Annotated in this window: 22 protein-coding genes; 13 read left to right on the forward strand and 9 right to left on the reverse strand. The window is 68.9% G+C overall.

Going from position 1 to position 24,967, the window contains the following annotated elements; genetic code table 11:
* Positions 1–23: 23 nt before the first annotated feature.
* Genes E4A48_RS15565 through E4A48_RS15590 form a run of 6 tightly spaced genes read left to right on the forward strand, consistent with a single transcriptional unit; the run spans position 24 to position 5,930 of the window.
* Complete coding sequence (locus E4A48_RS15565; RefSeq protein WP_142742735.1) at positions 24–2,855, forward strand: monovalent cation/H+ antiporter subunit A; 2,832 nt, start codon at positions 24–26, stop codon at positions 2,853–2,855.
* Complete coding sequence (locus E4A48_RS15570) at positions 2,855–3,214, forward strand: Na+/H+ antiporter subunit C (protein WP_142742736.1); 360 nt, start codon at positions 2,855–2,857, stop codon at positions 3,212–3,214. Before E4A48_RS15565 ends, E4A48_RS15570 begins: the two co-directional genes overlap by 1 nt.
* Positions 3,211–4,773 (forward strand): monovalent cation/H+ antiporter subunit D, encoded by a 1,563-nt coding sequence (locus E4A48_RS15575; protein WP_142742737.1) that lies wholly within the window; start codon positions 3,211–3,213, stop codon positions 4,771–4,773. The genes E4A48_RS15570 and E4A48_RS15575 overlap by 4 nt, the downstream gene beginning before the upstream one ends.
* Before the next feature lies 1 nt (position 4,774).
* Positions 4,775–5,275, forward strand: coding sequence for a Na+/H+ antiporter subunit E (locus E4A48_RS15580; RefSeq protein ID WP_039008193.1), 501 nt, complete (start codon positions 4,775–4,777; stop codon positions 5,273–5,275).
* On the forward strand, positions 5,272–5,556 hold the full coding sequence (locus E4A48_RS15585; protein WP_004426328.1) for a K+/H+ antiporter subunit F: 285 nt from the start codon (positions 5,272–5,274) through the stop codon (positions 5,554–5,556). Before E4A48_RS15580 ends, E4A48_RS15585 begins: the two co-directional genes overlap by 4 nt.
* Positions 5,553–5,930: a Na+/H+ antiporter subunit G gene (locus E4A48_RS15590; protein WP_039008194.1), complete on the forward strand. Its 378-nt coding sequence runs from the start codon at positions 5,553–5,555 to the stop codon at positions 5,928–5,930. Before E4A48_RS15585 ends, E4A48_RS15590 begins: the two co-directional genes overlap by 4 nt.
* A 161-nt stretch (positions 5,931–6,091) precedes the next feature.
* On the opposite strand, the gene E4A48_RS15595 is transcribed toward E4A48_RS15590, so the two are convergent.
* Positions 6,092–7,042 carry a calcium/sodium antiporter gene (locus E4A48_RS15595; protein WP_142742738.1) on the reverse strand — a complete coding sequence of 317 codons (951 nt, stop codon included), beginning with the start codon at positions 7,040–7,042 and terminating at the stop codon, positions 6,092–6,094.
* A 475-nt stretch (positions 7,043–7,517) separates the two neighbouring features.
* Positions 7,518–8,174, reverse strand: a complete 657-nt coding sequence (locus tag E4A48_RS15600; RefSeq protein WP_142742739.1) for a lectin — start codon at positions 8,172–8,174, stop codon at positions 7,518–7,520.
* A gap of 370 nt (positions 8,175–8,544) precedes the next feature.
* Between E4A48_RS15600 and E4A48_RS15605 the strand changes: the two genes are divergently transcribed.
* A complete protein-coding gene (locus tag E4A48_RS15605; protein ID WP_058196622.1) occupies positions 8,545–9,042 on the forward strand; it encodes a hypothetical protein in 498 nt (165 codons plus the stop codon).
* Between the two features lie 13 nt (positions 9,043–9,055).
* On the opposite strand, the gene hmgA is transcribed toward E4A48_RS15605, so the two are convergent.
* The 3 genes from hmgA to hppD all read right to left on the reverse strand — a co-directional run bounded on the left by hmgA (position 9,056) and on the right by hppD (position 11,962).
* Positions 9,056–10,354 (reverse strand): homogentisate 1,2-dioxygenase, encoded by a 1,299-nt coding sequence (gene hmgA, locus E4A48_RS15610; protein WP_142742740.1) that lies wholly within the window; start codon positions 10,352–10,354, stop codon positions 9,056–9,058.
* A gap of 20 nt (positions 10,355–10,374) precedes the next feature.
* Entirely contained in the window at positions 10,375–10,704 is a 330-nt protein-coding gene (locus E4A48_RS15615) for an endonuclease domain-containing protein (protein ID WP_230812667.1), read from the reverse strand.
* Between the two features lie 145 nt (positions 10,705–10,849).
* Complete coding sequence (gene hppD / locus E4A48_RS15620) at positions 10,850–11,962, reverse strand: 4-hydroxyphenylpyruvate dioxygenase (RefSeq protein ID WP_039008203.1); 1,113 nt, start codon at positions 11,960–11,962, stop codon at positions 10,850–10,852.
* A gap of 134 nt (positions 11,963–12,096) precedes the next feature.
* Between hppD and E4A48_RS15625 the strand changes: the two genes are divergently transcribed.
* Positions 12,097–12,585 carry a MarR family winged helix-turn-helix transcriptional regulator gene (locus E4A48_RS15625; RefSeq protein WP_039008205.1) on the forward strand — a complete coding sequence of 163 codons (489 nt, stop codon included), beginning with the start codon at positions 12,097–12,099 and terminating at the stop codon, positions 12,583–12,585.
* Positions 12,586–12,724: 139 nt separating this feature from the next.
* On the opposite strand, the gene E4A48_RS15630 is transcribed toward E4A48_RS15625, so the two are convergent.
* The 3 genes from E4A48_RS15630 to E4A48_RS15640 all read right to left on the reverse strand — a co-directional run bounded on the left by E4A48_RS15630 (position 12,725) and on the right by E4A48_RS15640 (position 16,072).
* A complete protein-coding gene (locus E4A48_RS15630) occupies positions 12,725–13,333 on the reverse strand; it encodes a thioredoxin family protein (protein ID WP_142742741.1) in 609 nt (202 codons plus the stop codon).
* 16 nt (positions 13,334–13,349) lie between these two features.
* Positions 13,350–14,969, reverse strand: a complete 1,620-nt coding sequence (locus tag E4A48_RS15635) for a peptide MFS transporter (protein WP_142742742.1) — start codon at positions 14,967–14,969, stop codon at positions 13,350–13,352.
* Between the two features lie 176 nt (positions 14,970–15,145).
* Positions 15,146–16,072, reverse strand: coding sequence for a tryptophan 2,3-dioxygenase (locus E4A48_RS15640; protein ID WP_039008211.1), 927 nt, complete (start codon positions 16,070–16,072; stop codon positions 15,146–15,148).
* A gap of 165 nt (positions 16,073–16,237) precedes the next feature.
* On the opposite strand from E4A48_RS15640, the gene E4A48_RS15645 reads away from it, so the two are divergent.
* The 5 genes from E4A48_RS15645 (at position 16,238) to E4A48_RS15665 (ending at position 24,211) form a co-directional block, all read left to right on the forward strand.
* Positions 16,238–19,816 carry a lamin tail domain-containing protein gene (locus E4A48_RS15645; protein ID WP_142742743.1) on the forward strand — a complete coding sequence of 1,193 codons (3,579 nt, stop codon included), beginning with the start codon at positions 16,238–16,240 and terminating at the stop codon, positions 19,814–19,816.
* Between the two features lie 470 nt (positions 19,817–20,286).
* Positions 20,287–21,375: a pyruvate dehydrogenase (acetyl-transferring) E1 component subunit alpha gene (pdhA, locus tag E4A48_RS15650; RefSeq protein ID WP_039008215.1), complete on the forward strand. Its 1,089-nt coding sequence runs from the start codon at positions 20,287–20,289 to the stop codon at positions 21,373–21,375.
* Positions 21,368–22,447: an alpha-ketoacid dehydrogenase subunit beta gene (locus E4A48_RS15655; protein ID WP_185910666.1), complete on the forward strand. Its 1,080-nt coding sequence runs from the start codon at positions 21,368–21,370 to the stop codon at positions 22,445–22,447. Before pdhA ends, E4A48_RS15655 begins: the two co-directional genes overlap by 8 nt.
* 1 nt (position 22,448) lies before the next feature.
* Positions 22,449–22,799 (forward strand): SH3 domain-containing protein, encoded by a 351-nt coding sequence (locus E4A48_RS15660; protein ID WP_039008219.1) that lies wholly within the window; start codon positions 22,449–22,451, stop codon positions 22,797–22,799.
* On the forward strand, positions 22,796–24,211 hold the full coding sequence (locus tag E4A48_RS15665; protein WP_142742745.1) for a dihydrolipoamide acetyltransferase family protein: 1,416 nt from the start codon (positions 22,796–22,798) through the stop codon (positions 24,209–24,211). Before E4A48_RS15660 ends, E4A48_RS15665 begins: the two co-directional genes overlap by 4 nt.
* A gap of 45 nt (positions 24,212–24,256) precedes the next feature.
* Here the strand turns inward: E4A48_RS15665 and E4A48_RS15670 are convergent, their stop codons facing one another.
* Positions 24,257–24,862, reverse strand: coding sequence for a hypothetical protein (locus E4A48_RS15670; RefSeq protein ID WP_230812958.1), 606 nt, complete (start codon positions 24,860–24,862; stop codon positions 24,257–24,259).
* Between the last annotated feature and the right edge of the window lie 105 nt (positions 24,863–24,967).

A 24,967-nucleotide genomic window follows, 5' to 3' on the forward strand; every position in this document is an offset into this window, starting at 1 on the left:
CGCGCGAATCCCGTATTGCCTGCATGATTCCCGTTCTGGACATCCTGCTGGCGTTGCCGTTCCTGATGGCGGCGGCCGTCATCGCCTTGCGCCATCGTTCGCGCGCCACGCTGGCCTGGGTCGCCGCGGCGGCGCCGTTGGCCGGGCTGATCCTGCTCGGCATGCTGACCCCGACCGTGCTCGGCGGCGGCATCGTGCGCGCCGACCACGCCTGGCTGCCGCAGATCGGGCTGCAGTTCTCGCTGCGCCTGGACGGACTGGCGTGGATGTTCGCCGGGCTGGTGCTGGCGATCGGCGCGCTGGTGGTGATGTACGCGCATTACTACCTCAGCGCGCGCGAGAACGCGGCGCGCTTCTATGGCTACCTGCTGCTGTTCATGGGCGCGATGCTGGGCATGGTGATCGCCGGCAATCTGCTGTTGCTGATGGTGTTCTGGGAACTGACCAGCATCAGCTCGTTCCTGCTGATCGGGTTCTGGTCGCATCACAAGGATGCGCGCGACGGCGCGCGCATGGCGCTGGTGATTACCGGCGGCGGCGGCCTGGCCTTGCTCGGCGGGATCCTGTTGATCGGGCGCATCGTCGGCAGCTACCAGCTCGATGCGGTGCTCGCTGCCGGCGACGCGATCCGCGCCAGCGCGCTGTATCCGTGGGCGCTGGGGCTGATCCTGCTTGGCATCTTCACCAAGAGCGCGCAGTTCCCGTTCCATTTCTGGCTACCGCATGCGATGGCCGCGCCGACCCCGGTGTCGGCGTATCTGCATTCGGCGACGATGGTCAAGGCCGGCGTGTTCCTGCTGGCGCGACTGCACCCGGCGCTGGCCGGCAGCGACCTGTTCTTCTACACGGTCAGCGGCGTCGGCGCGGTCACCCTGCTGGTCGGCGCCTGGTACGCGATCTTCCAGCACGACCTGAAGGGCCTGCTGGCGTATTCGACGATCTCGCACCTGGGCCTGATCACCATGCTGTTCGGCCTGTCCACGCCGCTGGCGGTGGTGGCCGGCGTGTTCCATATCCTCAACCATGCGGTGTTCAAGGCCTCGCTGTTCATGGCCGCCGGCATCATCGACCACGAGACGCATACCCGCGACATGCGCCGGCTCGGCAACTTGCGCCGCTGGATGCCGTTCACCAGCGCGCTGGCGATCATCGCCTCGCTGTCGATGGCCGGCATTCCGCTGCTCAACGGCTTCCTGTCCAAGGAGATGTTCTTCGCGCAGGCGCTGGACGCCGATGGCCCGGTGGCGATGCGCGTGTTCACCGCCACCGCGGCGTTGCTGGCCGGCGTGTTCGGCGTCGCCTACAGCCTGCGTTTCGTCTACGAAACCTTCTTCGGCAGCGGGCCGCGGCAACTGGAGGCGCTGCCGCACGAGCCGCCGCGCTGGATGAAGATCCCGGTGGAAGTGCTGGTGCTGGTGTGCGTGGCGGTCGGCATCTTCCCGGCGCTGACCGTGGCGCCGGTGTTGCGCAGCGCGGCCGGGGCGATCCTCGGCGATGCGCTGCCCGACTACAGCCTGGCGGTGTGGCATGGCTGGAACGCGCCGCTGGCGATGAGCATCGCCGGCGTGGTCGGCGGCGTGGCGCTGTACTTCGGCCTGCGCCGGCTGACCGTGCTGTACACCGAAGTGCGCCGCTCGCTGGGCAAGCGCGTGTTCCACTGGCAGGTGGACGCACTGTTCGGCATCGCTGCGCGCTTCACCCGCGTGCTGAACAACGGCAGCCTGCAGCGCAGCCTGCGCTGGCTGCTGCTGAGCGCGGTGGTGGTCGCGGCGGCGCCGTTCGTCGCCGCGCCGCCGCTGTGGAGCCAGTGGCCGGCGCCGCAGCCGATGCCGTTGCTGGGCTGGGCGCTGTGGCTGCTGATCGTCAGCTGCGCGCTGGCCACCTTGTTCCTGTACCGGCAGCGGCTGCTGGCGGTGCTGGTGATCGGCGGCAGCGGCCTGGGCGTGAGCCTGGTGTTCGTGTTCCTGTCGGCGCCGGACCTGGCGCTGACCCAGCTGCTGGTGGAGATGGTGACGCTGGTGCTGATGCTGCTGGCGATGAACTACCTGCCCAAGGCCTCGCCGGTGGAGCCGCAGCGCTGGCGCAAGTTGCGCGATGCGGCGCTGGCGATCGCCGCCGGCACCGGCATGGCCTTACTGGCGTATTCGGTGATGACCCGACCGGCGGCGACGATGGCCGGCGAGCTGCTGCAGCGCGCGCTGCCGGAGGCCTATGGGCGCAACGTGGTCAACGTGATCCTGGTCGATTTCCGCGGCTTCGACACCTTCGGCGAGATCACCGTGTTCGGCATCGCCGCGCTGGTGGTGCATGCGCTGCTGCGGCGCGCGCGGATGGCGCCGGAAAAAGTGATGCCGGGGCCGCCGATCAAGCTGCCGGTGCCGGCCGACCTGGCACAGCTGATGTTCCCGCTGACCCTCACCGTGTCGATCTTCCTGTTCCTGCGCGGCCACAATGCGCCCGGCGGCGGCTTCATCGCCGGGCTGGTGCTGGCGGTGCCGCTGCTGATTCAGTACGTGATCCAGGGCGCGGCCTCGGTGGAATCGCGCTTCGGCTTCGACTACATCCGCTGCATCGGCCTGGGCCTGTTGCTGGCCGCGCTCAGCGGCATGACCTCGATGCTGTTCGGGGTGCCGTTCCTGACCAGCGGCCACTACGACCTCTACGTGCCGCTGATCGGCAACATCCCGCTGGCCAGCGCGCTGGGCTTCGATACCGGCGTGTACCTGGTGGTGTTCGGCGGCACCATGCTGACCCTGTCGATGATGGGCACGATCAAGCCCTCGCGCACGCGCGCCTCGCAGCGCGGCGAGATCGATCCGGCGCAACGTTCGGCCCGCACCGGGGAGATGCACTGATGGAACTGGCATTGGCCAGCGCGATCGGCGTGCTGACTGCGGTCGGCGTGTACCTGCTGCTGCGCGCGCGCAGCTTTGACGTGATCCTGGGCATGACCGTGCTGTCCTATGCGACCAACCTGCTGATCTTCGCCAGCGGGCGGCTGGTGCAGGGCAAGGCGCCGGTGCTGCGCGACGGCATCGCGCCGACCCTGGCCGAGCACGCCGACCCGCTGCCGCAGGCGCTGGTGCTGACCGCGATCGTGATCGCCTTCGCGATGACCGCGGTCAGCATCGTGCTGGCGATGCGCAGCCGCGGCGACAACCGCAGCGACCACGTCGATGCGCGCGTCGATCACGACGGCGACAGCGCGTTATGAACCATCTGCTGCTCCTGCCGATCCTGATCCCGCTGCTCGGCGCGGCGCTGTCGCTGTTCGTGGAGCACCGCCGCTACGGGCGCCACGTGCGCCGCGCGGTGGCCTGGACCGCAATGGCGGCGCTGGCGGCGGCGGTGATCGCGCTGTTCGTGCGCGCCGGCGACGGCCAGGTGCAGGTGTATCTGCTCGGCGACTGGCCGTCGCGGCTGGGCATCGCGCTGATGGCCGACCGCCTGTCGGCGTGGATGCTGCTGACCACCACCCTGCTCGCCGCGGCCTGCCTGCTGCATGCCTGCGCCGGCTGGGACCGGCGCGCGCCACACTTCCACGCGCTGTTCCAGTTCCAGCTGGTTGGCCTCAACGGCGCGTTCCTGACCGGCGACGTGTTCAACCTGTTCGTGTTCTTCGAGGTGATGCTGATCGCCTCCTACGGCCTGCTGCTCAGCGGCGGGCGCGGCCTGCGCCTGCGCGTGGGCTTCCACTACGTGGTGTTCAACGTCACCTCCTCGACCCTGTTCCTGATCGCGCTGGGCCTGCTGTACGCGCTGCTCGGCTCGTTGAACATGGCCGAGCTGTCGCAGCGCATCGCCCAGGCGCCGCCGGAGAACCTGCGCCTGATCAAGGCCAGCTTCGGCCTGTTGCTGCTGGTGTTCTGCGCCAAGGCCGCGCTGCTGCCGCTGTACCTGTGGCTGCCGGAAACCTATGCGCGCGCGCCGGCGCCGGTGGCGGCGCTGTTCGTGGTGATGACCAAGGTCGGGCTGTACGCGGTGCTGCGGGTGAGCACGCTGATCCTGGGCAACCAGGCGCAGGCGCTGGACGGCTACGCGCGCGATTGGCTGCTGTGGCTGGGCATCGGCACGCTGTTGCTGGCCGCGCTCGGGGTGCTGGCCGCAGTGCGCCTGCGGGTGCTGGTCGGCTACCTGGTGATCGTGTCGGCGGCGACGCTGTTCATCGCCTTCGCGCTGGACGCGCCGGGCACGCTCGGCGCCGGCCTGTACTACCTGGCGCACAGCAGCTTCGTGGCCGCGGCGCTGTTCCTGGTCGCCGACCTGATCCGGCGCCGCCGCGGCGATGCCAGCGACCGCAAGGAAGTGATCGCGCCGCTGCCGGGCAAGACCGTGCCCGGTGTGCTGTTCCTGATCGCCGCGGTGTCGGTGGCGGGGTTGCCGCCGCTGTCCGGCTTCCTGGCCAAGCTCGCGATCCTCAGCGCCACGCCGGCGAGCAATGTCGGCCCGGTGTGGGCCGCGGTGCTGCTCAGCAGCCTGATGGTGATCATGGGCCTGACCCGCGCCGGCGTGCGCCTGTTCTGGCGCGTGCCGGGCGACCAGCACATGGACGACGACGGCATCGAACAGCTGCCGCCGCCGCAGCCGCGCAAGGCGCGCGCGCGGCCGCTGGAAACCGCCGCGACGCTGCTGCTGCTCGGCTACGGCGTGGCGATGACCGTCGCCGCTGGGCCGATGCTGCGCTATACCGAGGCCGCCGCCGCGCAATTGCTGCGCCCGGCCGATTACGCCACCGAACTGCGCGCGACCGCGCCAGCGCTGCGGGAGCCCTGACATGCGCCGTCCCTGGTTGCGCCGCCTGTTCCCGTCCTGGCCGCTGAGCGTCACCGTCACCGTGTTCTGGCTGCTGATGAGCGACAGCTTCGGCCTGGGTCAGCTGCTGCTGGGCGCGCTGCTGGGCGTGGCGGTGCCGCTGTTCGCCGCGCGCCTGGACCGCGAGTTCGCGCGCATCGGCTCGCTGCGCTCGGTGCCGAAGATGCTGTGCGTGGTCGCCTGGGACATCGTGCGCTCCAACGTGGTGGTGGCGCTGCAGGTGCTGGGTCCGGAATCGCGGATCCACCCCGGCTTCATCTGGGTGCCGCTGGACATCGCCAACATCCACGGCATCGCCGCGCTGACCAGCATGATCACGCTGACCCCGGGCACGGTGTCGGCGGCGCTGTCGGACGACCGCAAATACCTGTTGGTGCACGTGCTGCACCTGGACGACGCCGAGACCGTGATCCGGCAGATCAAGACGCGCTACGAAGCGCCCCTGATGGAGATCTTCCCATGACCGGCCACATGTTCATCGATGGCACCATCGCCGTGTGCATGCACGTGGTGGCATTGGCGATGCTGCTGGCGCTGTGGCGGCTGCTGCGCGGGCCGACCGTGCCCGACCGCATCCTGGCGCTGGACACGCTGTCGGTGACTGCGATCGCCGAGCTGATGCTGTTCGGCATGTACCTGGATTCGCCGGTGTATTTCGAGGCCGCGCTGGTCATCGCCATGCTCGGCTTCGGCAGCACCGTGGTGCTGAGCAAGTTCGTCTTGCGCCGGAACATCGTCGAATGATCGCGCTGCTGCAGGTCGGGCTGTCGCTGCTGCTGATCGTCGGTTGCGGCTTCATCCTGCTCGGCGCGCTGGGGCTGGTGAAGCTGTCGGACTTCTTCAAGCGCCTGCATGCGCCGACCAAGGCCAGCACCCTGGGCGTGGGCTGCGTGCTGCTGGCCTCGGTCGGCTATCACCTGTTCCTGGGCCAGGACCCGCAGCCGCGCGAACTGCTGATCACCGCCTTCCTGTTCATCACCGCGCCGATCAGCGCGCATATGATGGCCAAGGCGGCGCTGTCGCTGATGATGGAGCAGCGGCCGCAGGTGCCCAACAGCGGCGACCATGCCGACAAGGAAGGCTTGCCGCCGCCGGCGCAGCCGGACGACGAGCGCTAGCCGCGCTGGCGCAGCCCTGCAGGAGCGGCTTCAGCCGCGACAGAATCTACCCGTAGAGCCTGTCGCGGCTGAAGCCGCTCCTACAGGTGGCGTCGTCTGCATGGGAGCACAGCCGGCAACCGGTTCCCCGCTTTTCCGAGTCCCGAGTCCCCGGTCCCGCCTCACCCCACCAACACCACTTCCAGCCCGATCCAGGCCAGGAACGCGACCAGCAATACCGCGCCTTCGCCGCGGCTGATGCGCATGTCGCCGCGCAGCATCGGATACAGCACCACGCTCAGCGCCACCGCCGCCGGCAATTCCAGACGCACGAATGAGGCCGGCAGCGGCAACGGGCGCAGCGCCGCCATGCCGCCGATCACCACCAGCAGGTTGAACAGGCTGGAGCCGAGCACATGCCCGACCACCATGTCGCCCTGGCCGCGGCGCGCAGCGGCGATCGCTGCGGCGGCTTCCGGCAGCGCGGTGCCGATCGCCACCGGCAACAGGCCCACCAGCAGCGGCGACAAGCCCCAGGCGGCGCCGAGCCGCGGCGCCGCATCGACCACGAGCTTGGCGCCGACATACAGCAGCAAGACCGCGATCAGCAGCCGCAGCAGGTTCAGGCCGAGCGCGGTCCGGGTTACCGCATAGCCGGACAGGCCGAGCTGGCGCGCGGCATCTTCGCTGCGCGCGCGGCGCAGCAGGAACACCACCACGCCGACGAAGCCCAGCAACAGCAGCACGCCTTCCATGCGCGAGATCGCCCCGTCCAGGCCGAACCCGATCAGCGCCAGCGTCGCCACCGCCAGCACCAGCAGCAACGGCGCCAGCATCCGCGTGCGCACCAGCAGCGGTGCCGCCAGCGCGGCCAGCGCCAGGGTCAGGCCGAGGTTGGCGATGTTGCTGCCGACCGCGTTACCCAGCGCAAGGTCCTGCGCGCCGACCGCATAGGCGCGCGCATTGACCGCCAGCTCCGGCAACGAGGTCCCGAACGCCACCAGCAGCAGGCCGGCGACGAACGGCGAGGCGCCGCAGCGCTGCGCCAGACCCGAGGCCGCCTTGACGATCGAATCGCCGCCCAAGGCCAGCAGCAGCAGTCCCACCAGCACCAAGCCGATCGCGCTCGCCATCGCCCATCCCCTCGCCATTACGATGCGCGATTCTATGCGCAGCGCGGATGATGCGGCTGTCATCGTGGCAGTGGCATGGTGCGGATGGCCAGGCGGATTCGTTGACGCCGGGCGCCGGCGGTGTCGGCCGTAGCCCGATGGTCGCAGGAGGACCGCAGTTGTTCCTGCACGGATGACGGCTAGCGCTGGATGGGGGCAGCTTCGGGCGGCTTGCGGCCATCGGCTGCGGAAACTGCCCGAAACCGTCGAGGTCGCCGCTGCGTTCGTCGCGACTGAAGTCGCTCCCACATGGGGCTTGCGGCGGGCCGGTTGGGCGAACTGTGACAGGGGCTCAGCGTGACTTTGGGTCATCGGCCACGGCAACTACCCGATATCGTCGGGGCCGCCGCTGCGTTCGTCGCGGCTGAAGTTGCTCCTATAGAGACTTGCGACGGGATGCATGGGCGAACTGCGGGGGTACGCGCATTGGCTTTTCCTAGCCGCAAGCTTCCACGTAGTCCACCTGCGGCGGCAGACCCACGCGCCAGGCGGTCGCCTTGCCTGCGGCGTCGGTCTCGAACACCAGCACGCCGGACTGGGCATTGGGGCCAACGATACGCAGGACCTTGCCGCCTTCGATGTACTTGTGCGGCTGCTCCTGCACGCGCCCGGCGTACAGCGCGCGCAATTGCGCCAGGTCCATGCCGACCTTGCCGCCGCCCGGCGCGGTTTCCTTGGCGGTGCGCACGTCGTAACGCACCAGCTTGTCGGCTTCGAACATCAGGCCGAAGTCGGCACTGCCCTTGGCCCAGCGCGGCTTGAGCACATGGCAGCCGCCGGCCGCGCCGGGCTGGCCGTCAAGTTCGCCGCCCCAGGCCGCGCGCGCCTGCGCCGCGCTCATGCCCAGGCGCAGCTCGCCATAGCCGTCGTCGCGGGCGAGCTGACCCTCGGCCTGCGCCATCTGCGGCGGCATCGCCGCGGCAGGGGCCTGCGCCGGGGGGACGTCGGTATCGGGCTGGTCCAGCGCCGGCGGCGGCAAGGCGTCATCGTTCGCCGTGGCGGGCGCGGGCGTTGCCGGCGGCGGTGGCGGCGCCTTGTCGCAGGCGCTCAGCGCCAGCAGCAGCAATGCGGCGGCGGGCAGGGTCGGCTTCATCGCAGTTCCTCGCAAGAGCAGCGCATAGGCTAGCGCGCGTGCCGCGCGCATGCACTGCCTGGTGTTGCGCAATCGCGTCGCGGGGTCCGCTCCCGCTACCTGCGCGACGCAGGTCGGGGTCGGGGTCGGGGTCGGGGCAAGAGGCTGCTTCGGCTTCGGCGGAAACCGCCCCCATAAGCTCCCCATGCCGCGCATCGCCACGCGCCATACAGTGCACAGGGCACGGCCTCGCTATCGCAGCACCGACCAAACGTGGCGCCTGGCCGCGCTCACACACGCGCCATTGCCTCGCCGAAGCCACGCCTCACAGCGCCTGTCATCAATGTTTCACCGCCGGCGGCCAAGCTTCGCACCTTCCGGTACCGCTGCCATGCATCCGCGCAAGACCGCCCTCGCCCTCGCCGCACTGAAATCCCATGCCGCGCCGCTGGACATGCGCCAGCGGCGTGTGTTGATCCTGGCCGACGGCCAGCGCAGCGTGGACGAACTGGCCGCACTGGGCGGCAGCAATGCCGCGGCGATCGTGCAGGCCCTGCTGCAGCAGGGCTACCTGGACGATGGCCGCGCAAGCACCGCCGCGCCCGCGGCGCCGACACCAGCGACCGTAGCGCCGGCGGATCCGCGCCGCGCGCTGCTCAACGCGCGCATGTACCTGCTCGATCTGCTGCAACTGCAGCGCCATCCCGCCTCACGCACCTTGCAGCAGCTGCTGCGCGACGCGCGCGAGGACGCCGACACGCTGCAAGCGATCGCGCACGCCTTGCGCGCGATGCCGGAAATGACCTCCGAGCGCTATGCGCAACGCATCCGCGAGCGCGTGCTGGAAGTGCTGCCGGCGCCGCTGCACGCCTCGCTGCAAGCCGCCTGAGCGAAGCGCGCGCTCAGGGCGCGCGGAAGTTGCGGCGCAGGCCCTGCCAACACTGCTGGTAATCGCGTTGGCGATGCGCTGCGGCCAGCGCCTGCGCGGTCGGGCGCAGCACGGCGCGGGTTTCGAACATGAAGGCCATGGTGTCGGCGATCACGTCCGGCCGCGACAGGTCCGCCTGCGCGGCCTTGTCGAAGGTCGCCGCGTCCGGGCCATGCCCGCTCATGCAGTTGTGCAGCGAGGCGCCGCCGGGCGCGAAGCCTTCGGCCTTGGCGTCGTAGACGCCGTGGAGCAGGCCCATGAACTCGCTGGCCACGTTGCGGTGGAACCATGGTGGCCGGAGCGTATGCTGCGCCACCAGCCAGCGCGGCGGGAAGATCGCCACGTCCAGGTTGGCGGTGCCTGGCGTGTCGCTGGGCGCGGTGAGCACGGTGAAGATGCTCGGATCGGGATGGTCGAAGCTGATCGAGCCGATGGTGTTGAAGCGTCGCAGGTCGTATTTGTACGGCGCGTAGTTGCCGTGCCAGGCGACCACGTCCAGCGGCGAATGCGCGATCGGCGCCTGCCATAGGTGGCCCTGGAACTTGGCGATCAGCGCGAAATCGCCTTCGTCTTCCTCGTAGGCGGCCACCGGGGTCAGGAAATCGCGCGGATTGGCCAGGCCGTTGGCGCCGATCGGCCCCAGCTCGGGCAGCCGCAGCAGCGCACCGAAGTTCTCGCACACGTAGCCGCGCGCTTCCGCGTCGAGCAGCACGACGCGGAAGCGCACGCCGCGCGGGATCACCGCGATCTCCTGCGGTTCGACCTCGAGCGTGCCCAGTTCGGTGCACAGTTGCAGCCGCCCGAGTTGCGGCACGATCAGCAGTTCGGCGTCGGCGTCGTAGAAGAAACGGCCCTGCATCGACGCGTTGGCCGCGTACAGATGCACCGCCACGCCGTGCTGCGCCGCGGCCGAGCCGTTGCCGGCCATCGTGTACAGGCCATCGACGAAATCCACCGGAGTCTGCGGCAGCGGCAGCGGACTCCAGCGCAGTTGGTCAGGCGACACCGGCCCGGCATTGAAGTCGTTATGGAAAGCGCCGGCCTGGGTGTGGGCGGCGAAGCCGCCGTGCACCGCCGCCGGGCGGATCCGGTACAGCCAGCTGCGCCGGTTGACGCCGCGCGGCGCGGTGAACGCGGTGCCCGACAGCTGCTCGGCGTACAGGCCATGGGCCACGCACTGCGGCGAGTTCTGCCCGACCGGCAGCGCGCCGGGTACGGCCTCTGTGGCGAATTCGTTGCCGAAGCCGGACATGTAGCGATGATGGTCATGCATGAACTTGAGCCTTCGCGAGATCAAGCCCCTCTCCCATCGGGAGAGGGGTTGGGGTGAGGGTACGGAGCCACCATAACGCCGCAAATTACCTGAATCACGGCGTCCGTCGACAGCAGCACATCGTTGTTCCAGAAGCGGACGATTCGCCAGCCTTGCGACTCAAGCCAGCGCGTTCTCGCCGCATCGCGTGGTTCGCTGTGTTGCGAGCCATCGAGCTCGACGATCAGCCTGGATGCGACACAGCAAAAATCAGCGACATAGGGAGGAATAGGATACTGGCGCCGAAACTTGAAGCCTTGCAACTGGCCGCCTCTCAGGCAACTCCACAGTTTGCGTTCGGCATCGGTCATAGTCCGACGCAGCAAGCGTGCGTTTTCCAGTGTTGAAGTGGGGAGCGGCGGTTTGACTCTCATTGAGCCACCGTACCCTCACCCCAACCCCTCTCCCGATGGGAGAGGGGCTAGCGCGCTTATCGGAATTCTCCGCGGTATCGCGTCAGAGCACCCCGCGCTTCATCTGGTCGCGCTCGATGCTCTCGAACAGCGCCTGGAAGTTGCCCTCGCCGAAGCCTTCGTTGCCCTTGCGCTGGATGATCTCGAAGAAGATCGGGCCGATGCAGTTCTGGGTGAATATCTGCAGCAGCTTGCGCTGCTTGGTCTCCTGATCGGCATCGATCAGGATCTTGTTCCTGGCCAGCCGCGCCACGTCTTCGCCGTGGTTGGGGATGCGCTGGTCGATGACCTCGAAATACGCGTCCGGGGTGTCCAGGAATTCCACGCCGGCCGCGCGCATGCGCTCCACCGTCGCGTAGATATCGTCGGTGAAACAGGCGATGTGCTGGATGCCTTCGCCTTGGTAGGCGTCGAGGTATTCGTTGATCTGGCTCTTCGGGTCGGAGGACTCGTTGAGCGGGATGCGCACCACGCCGTCCGGCGCGGTCATCGCCTTGGAGGTCAGCCCGGTCTTGGCGCCCTTGATGTCGAAGTAGCGGATCTCGCGGAAGTTGAACAGGCGCTCGTAGTAGTCCGACCAGCGCTGCATGTTGCCGAAGTAGAGGTTATGGGTCAGATGGTCGATGAAGGTCAGGCCGAAGCCGGCCGGATGCGGCTCGGCGCCCGGCAGCGGCTCGAACTCGGCGTACACCGAGCCCTTTTCGCCATAACGATCGACCAGGTACAGCATGCAGTCGCCGATGCCCTTGACCACCGGCGCCGGCACCGCGCGCGTGTCGGCCTTGTCGGCGATGGCTTCGCCGCCGTTCTCCAATACCTTGGCGAACACGGCGTCGGCCGGATGCCGGAAGCGGATCGCGAAGCCGCAGGCGCAGGGACCATGCGCGGCGGCGAAATCGGCGGCGAACGAATCCGGGTCCTCGTTGACCAGGAAGTTGACCCCGCCCTGCCGGTACACGGTGATCGCGCGACTGCGATGGCGCAGCACCGCGCTGAAGCCCATGCTGCGGAAATAGGCGTGCAACTGTTCGCCCTGCCCGGCCGGCGCGGCGAACTCGACGAACTCGAAGCCGTCGATGCCCATCGGGTTCTCGAAGGTGGTGACCTGCATGCCCAGGTTGGCCGGCTGGGACGGATGCTGCGGTTGTGCGCTCATGGCTCGTCTCCTGGAGAACGCGGACAGCGCCCGGCCGAAATTTCGGATGCGGACGGGCGCCAGACTCGCGAGAATGGTCAGTACTCTCCTCGGTTATAGTTACATATGAAACCAAAAGCAAGGTGCAATGCAGCATGACGTCGATCACTTCCTCTACCCCGCCCGCTCCCGAGCAGCCTTCGCTCGACCTGGAGCAGTTCCTGCCCTACCGCATCAGCGTGCTGTCCAACCGGATCAGCAGCAACATCGCCCGCGTCTACGGCGAGCGCTACGGCATGGCAGTGACCGAATGGCGGGTGATGGCGGTGCTGGCGCTGTACCCGGGGCTGTCGGCAGGCGAGGTGTCCGAACGCACCGCGATGGACAAGGTGGCGGTGAGCCGCGCGGTGGCGCGCCTGCTCGAGCGCGGCTTCATCCAGCGCGAGACCCATGGCGACGACCGCCGCCGCTCGGTGCTGCACCTGTCGGAGGCGGGGGTAGAGGTCTACCAGGTGGTCGCGCCGATGGTGCTGGAATGCGAGCGCCGCCTGCTGGCGCCGTTCAGCGAGGAAGAGCAGCGCGTGTTGAACCGGTTGATCGACCGGCTGGCGGCCGAGGGGTTGCCGAGCATGACCGGCAAGTGAGGCGCGGCGCCTGAAGCAGGCGCTGACACGCGTTCCTGTAGGAGCGGCTTCAGCCGCGACAGGCATCGTCGGTAAGGCCTGTCGCGGCTGAAGCCGCTCCTGCAGGATTCGAGCGACGCTCCGCAGTCGGCCGCTACGCTCAGGTCTTCGGCGGCGCCCACTGCTTGAGGAAGTCGAAGAACTTCTTGCGGTCGTAGCCCTCGCCCTTCTCCAGCTCGCCGGTCAACTGCGAGTGCAGCAGCTTGCCGTCGGCATCGAGCACCAGCAGGTGCGGATAGGCCTCGATCTTCGGGTACTGGGCCAGGAACGGTTCGTTCTTGTTGGCGTCGCTGTAGTTGACCTTGACCCACACGTAGTTGGCGTCGCGGAAACTGCGCACCTCGGCGTCGCCCTCGATCAAGTTGTCGAGGGCGTGGCACCACGGGCACCACTCGCCGCCCACGTCGAGCAGGATGCGCTTGCCGCCGCGCTTGGCTTCCACCTCGGCCGTTTCCAGGTCGTTGGCCGGATCGCGGTTCGGATCGAACTGCGCGCCCAACGCCGCCGCCGCGGCCACGTCGGCCGCGGCGGGCGTGTTGCCCGAGGCCACCGGCTGGTTCGGATCGGCCACCGGCGGCTTCTGCACCGAGGTGTCCAGCGGCTTGGCCGGCGCCTGTTCCGGTTCCGGCGCAGGCGCCTTGTTGCAGCCGCCCAGGGCCAGCATCAGCGCCGCCGCGCTGCCTATCGTCTTGATCGTCTTGTTCGCCATTGCGATCTACCTCACGTCATTTGACACCGTGCATCAACTTGTTGATCAACGGTGCAATCAGGAACAACAACACACCCGAGCCGAGCAGGGCCCAGAAACCGAAGGTATACCCGCCCAAGGCGGAAGATACTGTCATCCCATCTTTGCCGCTGACATGGCCGGCAAAGATTCCGGACAGATTGTTGCCGATGCCGGTGGACAGGAACCAACCGCCCATGCCGAAACCGACCAGGCGTAGTGGCGCCAGCTTGGTCACCATCGACAGGCCGATCGGCGACAGGCAAAGCTCGCCGACCGACTGGATCACGTAGACCATGAACAAGGTCCAGAACGGGATCTTGCCGGCATCGTTGACCAGACTCGACAGCGCGAACATCAGCAGCAAGAACGCCAGGCTGTTGAACCCCAGGCCCAGCGCAAACTTGCGCGAGATAGAGGGATTGAAGCGGCCAGCCTTGACCCATATCCAGGCGATGACCGGCGCCAAGGTGATGATAGCCAACGAATTCACCGATTGGAACCAAGCGGTGGGAAAGGTCCAGTCGCCGAGCTGACGATTGACGATCTCGTCCGCAAGGAAGGTGAAAGAGCTGCCAGCCTGTTCGAAGAACATCCAGAACAGCACGTTGAAGGCAAAGATGATCAGCATCGCGATCACCTTGTCACGCGCAACCTTGCCGTTGCGAATGCCCTCGACCAACAACATGACCGACAGCGCAATGAAGATCGCACCGAGTATCCAGGCCAGCACCGTCGCGGCGGCAAGCGTCTTCTCGTAGTTGAGCGCGCCTTGCACATGGACGGGTTGCAGCCATCCCAGTGACATCAGCGCATCGGCCACATACCTGGCAAGCGCGCCCCCGAGCACAAAATAGATGACCGGGACCGCGAACACGCAGCCCACCAGTACAGCGATGACGCGGCCGCTACCGCCGGTACCTGGGAATGCAGCGCCGATACCCTTGAGCTGGGCCCGGCCGACAAAGAACCACAGCAGGCTTATCAACATGCCGATGCCGGAGGCGATGAACACCATCTTGTAAGACGGCATCGCCACAGTGCCGAACACTTTCTCAGCCAACATCTGGGTCAGTACTGGCGAGACCATGGCGCCGATATTGATGCCCATGTAGAAGATGGTAAAGCCGCTGTCCCGACGCGGGTCGGCAATACTGTAGAGCTTGCCGATCATGGCCGAGATGTTGGGCTTGAACAGGCCATTGCCGACGATGATCGTGGATAGGCCTAGCTCGAACACCTGCTGGTTCGGTACGGCGATCATGAAAAGGCCGGTAGCCATCACCGCTGCACCGACCAGGATGGAACGCTGGTAGCCAAGCACTCGATCAGCGACGTAACCACCGAAGATAGCTGCCGCGTAGACCAGTGCCAGATACGCGCCGTAAGTGGCGCTCGCCGAGGCCTGGCCAGAACCCTGGCCGCCATAGAACTGCGCCACGATGTACAGTACCAACGCCCAGCGAATCCCATAGAACGCGAAGCGCTCCCAGAATTCTGTCATGAACAACAGCCACAATGGCCGCGGATGGCCCAGCAGGGTCTTGAATTCGGGCGGTTGCGCTGGCGGCTGCGGCGGTGAGGCTGGGGGGTGCGACGCGACGTCGTCAACGCTCATGCGGTGTTCCCTTGCGTATTCAGTATGGGCTGGGGCGATTCCCGGCCAGGCCGGGCAACGGGCGAGCATCACCGACAGTTGGCGCTGGCGTCAAATTGGGTCGGGACTGGGGACCCGGGACTCGTAGACGTCCCTCGACCTGAGCAAACCGTTTGAAAGCGGCACCCAAGCGCGTACTAAGACGGCTGCGGCGCGCCACCGGGTCCCGGGTCCCGAGTCCCGAGTCCCGGCACAAGGTCGCGCCCGTCCGGCAACCCCACCGAGGTGCGCACCTCGAACAACTCCGGAAAGAAAGTCAGCGCCAGCGCCTGCTGCAGGAAGCCCACGCCGCTGGAGCCGCCGGTGCCGCGCTTGAAGCCGATCACCCGCATCACCGTGCGCATGTGGCGGAAGCGCCACAGCTGGAACTGGGTCTCCAGGTCCACCAGGTCCTCGCACAGCGCATATTCGCGCCAGTAGCGGTCGGTGTTCTCGTAGATGCGCTCGAACACCGGCCGCAGCAGCGGATCGCTGACGTGCGGCTGGCGCCAGTCGCGCGCCCGGTACTGCGCGGGAATCGCATGCCCGAAGCGGGTCAGGTAACGCAGGAATTCCTCGTACAGGCTGGGCGCCTCCAGCACCGCCTGCAGCGCCGCCTGGCCGTGCGGGTCGTGGCCGAACACGCGCAGCATCTGTGCGTTCTTGTTGCCGAGCAGGAACTCGATGGTGCGGTACTGCAGCGACTGGAAGCCCGAGGCCGGGCCGAGCACGTCGCGGAAGCCCATGTATTCGGACGGCGTCAGCGTCTCCAGCACCGACCACTGCTCGGTGAGCTGGCGCAGCACCTGCTTGCTGCGCGCCAGCACCTTGCGGCATTGCCAGACCTCGTCGCGTTGCAGATGCATGATCGCCGCGCGCAGCTCGTGCGCCAGCAGCTTCAGCCACAGCTCGGAGGTCTGGTGCTGGATGATGAACAGCATCTCGTCGTGGTGCGGCGGATCGGACAGCGGTTGCTGCGCGGACAGCAACTGGTCCAGCCGCAGGTAGCCGCCGTAGCTCAGGCGGCCTTGCAGGTCGGTGTGGATCCCGGCTTCGAGCGGGCGCTGGTTTTGTTCGACGGGCATGGGCGGGGACGGCGATCCGGGGCCGGCAAGGGTACCGCAGCGACGCGTGTCACATCCCGGTCAGCGGCGGGCGGCAAACTCGGGCAGAATCGAGCCGGCGCCTCGGGGAGCGCCGTCGGTCATCGCCGTTACGTGCGTCTTCAAGGATTGGGGAGAGTCTTTGTCATGCGAACCATGCTGCTTCGTGCTGCAGCGTCGTCGTGCGCGCTTGCCTGTGCCTGTGCCGGGACCGGCCAGGCCCAGGTCGTCATCAGCCAGGTCTATGGCGGCGGCGGCAACAGTGGCGCCATCTACAAGAGCGATTTCGTCGAACTGCACAACAACGGCAACCAGGCAGTGAGCCTGGCCGGCTGGTCGCTGCAGTACGCCTCGGCCGCCGGCAGCAGCTGGCAGGTCACCACGCTGGCCGGCAGCATCGCCGCAGGCGGCTACTACCTGGTCAAGCAGGCCGACGGCAGCGGCGGCAGTGCCGCGCTGCCGGCGCCGGACGCCACCGGCACCACCGCGATGAGCGGCACCGCCGGCAAGCTCGCGCTCAGCAACGCGGCGACCGCGCTAAGCGGCGCCTGCCCCGCCGGCAACGTCGATTTCGTCGATTTCGTCGGCTACGGCAGCAGCGCCAGCTGCGCCGAAGGCAGCGCGCCGAGCGCCGCGCCGAGCAACACCCTGGCGGTGCTGCGCGGCAGCGGCGGCTGCAGTGACAGCGACAACAACAACGCCGACTTTGCCACCGCCGCGCCGACCCCGCGCAACAGCGCCGCGGCCGCCAACCTGTGCGGCGGCGGCAACCAGCCGGTGGCCAGCGTAGCCAACCTCAGCCGGGGCGAAGGCGACAGCGGCAGCAGCGCATTCGTGTTCACCATCGCTCTGAGCCAGCCTGCCGGCAGCGGCGGGGTCAGCTTCAGCGTCGCCACCCGCGACGGCAGCGCCAGCGCCGGCAGCGACTACCAGGCCCTGGCCGCGACCGATGTGAGCATCGCCGCCGGCGAGAGCAGCGCGCAGGTCAGCGTGGTGGTCAACGGCGACACCGCCAACGAACCCGACGAAACCTTCTCCCTCGACATCAGCGGCATCAGCGGCGCGCTGCCGGCCGCGCTGACCGCCAGCGGGGTGATCCTCAACGACGACTTCAACCTGGTGCCGATCCACAGCATCCAGGGCAGCGGCGCGCGTTCGCCGCTGGTCGGGCAGATCGTCGCCACCAGCGGCATCGTCACCGCGCGGCGCAGCGCCGGCTTCTTCCTGCAGGCGCCCGACGCCCAGGCCGACGCCGATACGCAGAGTTCCGAAGGCATCTACGTCTACACCGGCAGCGCGCCGCCGGCCGAGGCCGCGGTGGGCAATGCGGTGCGGGTGCAGGCCAGCGTGCTCGAGTACGTGCCGAGCGCCGACCCGACCCAGCCGCCACTGACCGAGTTGGGCACCCCAACCGTACTGCTACAGTCCACCGGCAATCCGCTGCCGGCCGCGGTGACGCTGACCACCCGCTTCCCCGACCCGAACGGCACCTACGACCAGCTCGAGCGCCTGGAAGGCATGCGCGTGACCGTGCCCAGCCTCACCGTCAACGCGCCTACCGGCGGCAGCGTGAACGAGACCAACGCCAGCGCCAGCAGTAACGGCGTGTTCCATGCCGTGGTCAGCGGCCTGCCGCGCGCCTGGCGCACGGCCGGCGTGCAACAGCCCGACCCGTTGCCGGCCGGATCGCCGTCCGACGTGCCACGCTGGAACAGCAACCCGCAGGTGATCGCGGTGGGCAGCGCCGGCCTCGGCGGCGAGCGCATCGACGTGGCCAGCGGCTGCGTGGTGCTCGGCGTCAGCGGCCCGCTGGACTACAGCTTCCGCCGCTACACGATCTATCCGGAAACCGCGCCCAGCGTGCAGTGCAACGGCGCCGACCAGCCCAAGCCGGCCCCGGCGCCGCAGGCCGACGACGTCAACGTCGCGACCTACAACATGGAACGCTTCTTCGACGACCAGAACGACCCGGAGATCGGCGAACCGGTGCTGACCGCGGCCGCCTACCAGGCCCGGCTCAACAAGGCCTCGATGGCGATCCGCAACTACCTCAACACGCCCGACATCCTGGGCACGGTGGAAGTGGAAAGCCTGAGCGTGCTGCAGACCCTGGCCGCACGCATCAACGCCGACGCGCTCGCCGCCGGCCAGCCCGACCCGCAGTACGTGGCCTATCTTCAGGAAGGCAACGACGTGGGCGGTATCGACGTCGGCTTCCTGGTCAAGACCGCGGCGGTCGGCGCCGGCATCGCCCGCGTGGAGGTGCTCTCGGTCAGCCAGGAAGGCAAGGCCACCACCTGGACCGAGCCGGGCGGCGGCAGCAGCCTGCTCAACGACCGCCCGCCGCTGCTGCTGAAGGCGATCGTGCATTGCGCCGACGGCCGCACGTTGCCGCTGACCGTGGTCGAGGTGCACCAGCGTTCGCTCAACGGCGCCGAGACCGACGACGCCAGCGGCCTGCGCATCCGCGCCAAGCGCCAGGCGCAGGCGGTGTTCCTGGCCAACCTGCTGCAGGCGCGGCAAGCCGCCGACCCCGGCGAACAGTTGCTGGTGATGGGCGACTTCAACGCCTTCGAGTTCAACGACGGTTACGTCGATGCGATGGGCACGGTCACCGGCCTGCCCTCGGCCGACGCGCAGACCGTGGTCGACGGCGACGGCGCCGACCTGGCCACCCCGGACCTGTACAACCTGACCCTGCTGTCCACGCCGGAGCAGAGCTATTCGTACGCCTACGACGGCAACGTGCAGTCGCTGGACCACATCCTGGCCAACCGCGCGCTGATGAACTCGGCACAGGTCGCGACGCTGAGCGAAAGCCATGCGCGGCTCAACGCCGACTTCCCGGCCACCGCGCGCAACGCCGCCTACTCGCCGGCGCGGCTGTCCGACCACGATCCGGCGATGGTGCTGCTCACGCTCAAGCCGCTGCAGCGCGCCGACCTGAGCGTGACCGCGAACGCCGCCACTACTTCGGTCTACGCCGGCGACACCATCCGCTACAGGGTCCAAGCCGGCAACGCCGGTCCGGATGCGGCCTGCTTCGCCGCTGTCGCCTTCGCCCTGGACGCGGCGGCGACCCCGACCGTGACCGCCGCCCCCGGCTGGACCTGCGCCGCCCCGGACGTGGCCGCGCAGACCGTGGTGACCTGCACCACGGCGCAGTTCGCCGCCGGTGCCGCGCCGCGCTTCGAGGTCGCGCTACCGGCCGGCACCGACCTGATCGGGCGCACGCTGACCCTGGCCGCCTCGGTCGCCACGCAGACCGAGGACCCGAACGGCAGCAACAACGGCGCCAGCACCGCGGTGGCGGTGCTGGCCGCGCCTGCCGGCAACCTGGCGCTGCGCATCGACGGCCCGGCGACGCTGCCGCTGACCGCGTTCAGCGCCAACTACCGCATCGCCCTCGTGAACCATGGCAATGCACCGGTCAGGCGCGCCAGCCTGAGCGTCAGCGGCAACCCGCTGTCGGTGCTGTCGCTACTGCTGCCGCCGCACGGCTGGCAGTGCGTGCGCCAGGCCCACGGCCTGCGCAGTGTGCAATACCAGTGCGGCACCCGCACCGACCTGGCGCCGGGCGCCAGCACCGCGTTCACCCTGACCACCCCGACCCGCCCGCTGCCGGCCGACCGCAGCATCGTGATCGAAGCCAGCGCCAACTCGGCCTCGGCCGATGCCGACCCCTCCGACAACGCCGCACGCTTCAGCACCCGCATCGGCCGCTGAGCGCAAGCGCGTTCGGGCAGAAAAGGCGCGGCATTGCGGCCGCGCCGTTTATTTTGCTACCGCGCCTGAGCCTACCGTTGCCGTTGAGGCCTCTGCTGTTGAAGCCACTCTCCCCCCGGGAGAGGGGTTGGGGTGAGGGTCGGGGCGTAGCCACCCAGCCATCCCGTCGAATGTAGCCTTAGCCCTCGCTCGGGCCTCTGCTATCGCGCTCGAGACGTTGCTGTTGCTGTTGCTGTTGCTGTCGCTGTTGCTGTCGCTGTTGCTGTCGCTGTCCCACCCGCTGCACAGCCACCAACCGCAACGCAGCAATCGCCGAAGTCAACGCCAGCAGTGCGCAACGCCCCCACAGCGCACGTTTTTTGCTGCAACCCAGCAAGATCCCGTGCTGCGGTGCAGGACGGCTTTCGTGCACGCCGTCCTTAACATGCCGGTCATATCATTTGAAACTTGTTGTCGAGAGTGCCGCTGTCATGACCATCGCCGCCCAGTTCGAAATCCAGTACATGCAATACCTCGACGCGGACGGCCAGCCGGCTCGCGGCGCCCTCCCGGCCGATTCGGCCAACCCGCAGACCCTGCTGGCGCTGTTCAAGCAGATGCTCTACGTGCGCACCTTCGACAGCAAGGCGGTCGCCCTGCAGCGCACCGGCAAGCTCGGCACCTACGCCTCGTGCCTGGGCCACGAGGCCACCCACATCGGCATCGGCGCGGCGATGCGCAGCGGCGACGTGCTGGCGCCCAGCTACCGCGAGTACGGCGTCATGTTCATGCGCGGCGTGCGCCCGCGCGAGGTGCTGCTGTACTGGGGCGGCGACGAACGCGGCAGCGACTTCCTGCGCGATTCCGACGCGGCCCGCGATTTCCCGATCTGCGTACCGATCTCCACCCAGTGCCTGCATGCCGCCGGCGCGGCACTGGCGTTCAAGCTGCGCGGCGAAGGCCATGTCGCGGTCGCCATTTGCGGCGACGGCGGCTCCTCGAAGACCGATTTCTATGCCGCACTCAATTCCGCCGGCGCCTACAAACTGCCGCTGATCCTGTGCGTGATCAACAACGGCTGGGCGATCTCGGTGCCGCGCGCGGCGCAGACCGGCGCGCAGACCCTGGCGCAGAAGGGCCTGGCCGGCGGCCTGCACTGCCTGCAGGTGGACGGCAACGACCTGATCGCGGTGCTGGAAGCGATGCGCAAGGCACGCGAGCGCGCGCTGTGCGGCCAGGGCGCCACGGTCATCGAATTCATGACCTACCGCCTGTCCGACCACACCACCGCCGACGACGCGCGCCGCTACCGCGACGCCGACGAGGTCAAGCACGCCTGGGAGCGCGAGCCGCTGACCCGGATGCGCACCTGGCTGAGCGCGCAGGGCCTGTGGAACGAGGCCGAGGAAGCGGCATGGAAGCAGGAATGCGCGCGCCTGGTCGACATCGAGGTCGATGCCTACCTGGCCACCCCCGTGCAGCCGGTGGAAGCGATGTTCGATTATCTGTACGCCGATCCGCCGCCGGACCTGCTCGCACAGCGCGCCGACGCCATCGCCCTGGAGCAGCGCCATGGATGAGTTCAGCCCTCGCCTCGCCGACACGGCCGCCGCACACGCGGCCGGCACCGCCCACAGCGCGGCCACAGCGCGCGGAGACAGCCCCATGACCAGCACCCCCATCACCTTGATCGAAGCGGTCACCCAGGCCCTGGCCTGGGAACTGCAGCACGACCCGTCGGTGCTGGTGCTGGGCGAGGACGTGGGCGTCAACGGCGGCGTGTTCCGCGCCACCGCCGGCCTGCAGCAGCGCTTCGGCGCGCAGCGCGTGCTGGACACGCCGCTGGACGAAACCACCATCGCCGGCCTCAGCGTTGGCCTGGCTGCGCAGGGCATGAGGCCGGTGGCTGAGGCGCAGTTCGACGGCTTCGTCTATCCGATGGTGGATCAGCTGATCTGCCACGCCGCGCGCCTGCGCAACCGCACCCGCGGCCGACTGCACTGCCCGATGGTGCTGCGCGTGCCGTGGGGCGGCGGCATCCGCGCGCCAGAGCACCACAGCGAAGCCAACGAGGCCATCTTCACCAACGTGCCCGGCCTGCGCGTGGTGCTGCCGTCCTCGCCGCAGCGCGCCTACGGCCTGTTGCTGGCGGCGATCCGCGAGCCGGATCCGGTGATCTACATGGAGCCCAAGCGCATCTACCGCCAGTACAAGGAAGTGGTCGCCGACGACGGCGAGGCGCTGCCGCTGGACGTGTGTTTCGTGCTGCGCGAGGGCAGCGACGTGACCCTGGTCGCCTGGGGCGCGCAGGTCAAGGAAGCGCTGGAAGCGGCCGACAAGCTGGCCGCCGACGGCATCAGCGCCGAAGTCATCGACGTGGCCACGCTGCGCCCGCTGGACTTCGACACCATCGCCGAATCGGTGGCGCGTACCGGCCGCTGCGTGATCGTGCAGGAGGCCCCGCGCAGCGCCGGCTTCGGCGCGGAGATCGCCGCGCGCCTGGCCGAGCAGTCGATGTACGACCTGGTCGCGCCGGTGCAGCGGGTGACCGGCTACGACACGCACATTCCCTTGTTCCGGCTGGAGATGAAATACCTGCCGAGCGTGGACAAGATCGTCGCGGCGGCCAAGCGTGCGGTCGCCGCAGGCTGAGATGCGCGCGCGCCTGCTCAGCGACTACCGCGCCGCCTACCGGCACCCGATTCGCGTCGCCGCCGGCGAGCGCGTGCTGCTGGGCGTGCGCGACGAGGAATGGCCCGCGTTCGTCTGGACCACCACCGCCGCCGGCAACGCCGGCTGGGCGCCGCTGGCCTGGCTGCGCGCCACCGGCGACGGCCACGCCGAAGCGCTGCGCGACTACGACGCGCGCGAACTGGATGCCGTGCAGGGCGACACCGTGACCCTGCATCACGAATACGGCGACTGGTGGTGGGCCGAGCGCGCCGATGGCGCGCAGGGCTGGCTGCCGGCGCGCGACCTGGAACTGCTGGAAGAGACCACATGAGCCAAACCAAGAGCTTCAATCTGCCCGACCTGGGCGAAGGCCTGCCCGACGCCACCATCGTCGAATGGTTCGTCAAGGAAGGCGACACCATCCAGCTCGACGAACCGTTGGTGTCGATGGAAACCGCCAAGGCAGTGGTCGAAGTGCCCTCGCCCGTCTCGGGCAAGGTGCTGAAACTGGCAGGCGCGCCGGGCGACATCGTCGTCACCGGCAGCATGCTGGCGCAGTTCGCGCCCGACGCCAGCATGCCGCAGCGCGCCGAAGGCCAGGACACCGGCCACCACCACGGCGGCGCCGCGCCGGCCAGCCCCGGCAAGGGCGCCGGCGCCGATGCGCCGGGCGGCAACGACCGCGTGATCGCCTCCGACACCGGCGGCGAACTGCGCGATGCCGACGCGGCGCCAGGCGATGGCGCACGCGACGACGCCGGCACCGTGGTCGGCGCGATGCAAAGCTCCAACGCCGTGCACAGCGAGCGCACGGTTTCGGTCGGCGGGGTCCGCGCGATGCCGGCGGTGCGCGCGCTGGCAAAGAAACTGGGCGTGGACCTGGCACGGGTGCGCGCCAGCGGCGGCGACGGCGCCGTGACCCTGGCCGACGTGAAGCAGGCGGCAGCGAACGGTTCGGCCGTTGTAGGAGCGGCTTCAGCCGCGACCACACCGCCGCCGCAGGTTGCGGCTGAAGCCGCTCCTGCAAAAACTGCAGCACCCTCGCGCACGCCACTGTCCACCACCGGCAAGCCCATGCGCACCCAGCCGCCCGGCGTCGTCGCGCACGGCCAGCCAGAGCCGCTCAAGGGCGTGCGCCGCAACATGGCGCGGGTGATGGCGCAGGCGCAACGCGAGGTGGTGCTGACCACGCTCAACGACGATGCCGACCTCCACGCCTGGGCACCCGGCAACGACATGACCGCACGCCTGGTGCGCGCGATCGTCGCCGCCTGCCACGCGGTGCCCGCGCTCAATGCCTGGTTCGACGGCGAGGCGCTGACCCGCACCCTGCACGCGCATGTGGATATCGGCATCGCCGTGGACACCGACGACGGCCTGTTCGTGCCGGCGCTGCGCAACGCCGACATGCTCGATGCGCGCGGTATCCGCGAAGGCGTCAACCGCCTGCGCCAGCAGGTGGAGGCGCGCAGCATCGCCGCCACGGAACTCAGCGGCTACACCATCTCGCTGTCCAACTTCGGCATGTTCGCCGGGCGCTACGCCACCCCGATCGTGGTGCCCCCGTGCGTGGCGATCATCGCCGCCGGCCGCGCCCGCCACCAGCTGGTGCCGGTGCTGGGTGGGGTGGAAACGCACAAGCTGCTGCCGCTGTCGCTGAGCTTCGACCACCGTGCCTGCACCGGCGGCGAGGCGGCGCGCTTCCTGCGCGCGATGCTCGACGAGCTGGCGTTGGCCGGCTGAACTGCGCGCCGCCGCCGCACACGGCGGCGGCGGCGTGGCGATCCATCAGTTGCGCTCGTCGACGCTCTGGATGACCTGCAGCGCCACCTCGGTCACGCCGCTGGCGTTCTGCAGTTGCATCAGCGCCGCATGCGCGGCCTCGACCGAGCCGTAGCGGATCGCCGCGCTGCCATCCATCGCCGAGGCGTAGACCGTGGTGCCGCCGGTCCTGCGTGCCAGCGCGTCGGCCACCGCCGGCGTGGTGCCGAACAACTTGAGCTTGGGCGCGACCAGCACGGTCTGCGCGGTCAGTTCGTTGATCGCCGCGACCAGGCGTTCGTCCGGCGTGAACGGATCCGGCGGCGCATGCGCCGCGTCGCGGGCCTCGCGCCCCAGCAGGATCGCGTACGGGCCGACCCGTGCCGCCACACGGTCCCCGGCATCCGCCGGATGCGGCCCGCGCAGGCGTTGTTCGGCGTGCAGGCGCACCATCGCGCCTGGAATCAGGCGGTAGGTGGAATGTCCGTAGCTGAAGCGCGCGCCGGTCGCCGCCTGCCGCAGCGCGCCGATATCCGCCGCCTGCGCCGAGAGCGACGGCGGGATCAGCACCACCGCGACCAGCGCCATGCCGAGCACACGGCGTGCCGTGCAATCGCGCCCGCGCTGCCGCATGGCCAGCACGGGCGCGCACCGCAGGCATCCGCGCACCGTCACGGCGAGCGCAGCCGACATCGGCCACAGGGGCGAACCGCGCATACGGTTGCGATTCCAAAGGGA

Origin of the sequence: Xanthomonas translucens pv. cerealis (assembly GCF_006838285.1) — a bacterium.
Lineage (GTDB): Bacteria > Pseudomonadota > Gammaproteobacteria > Xanthomonadales > Xanthomonadaceae > Xanthomonas_A > Xanthomonas_A cerealis.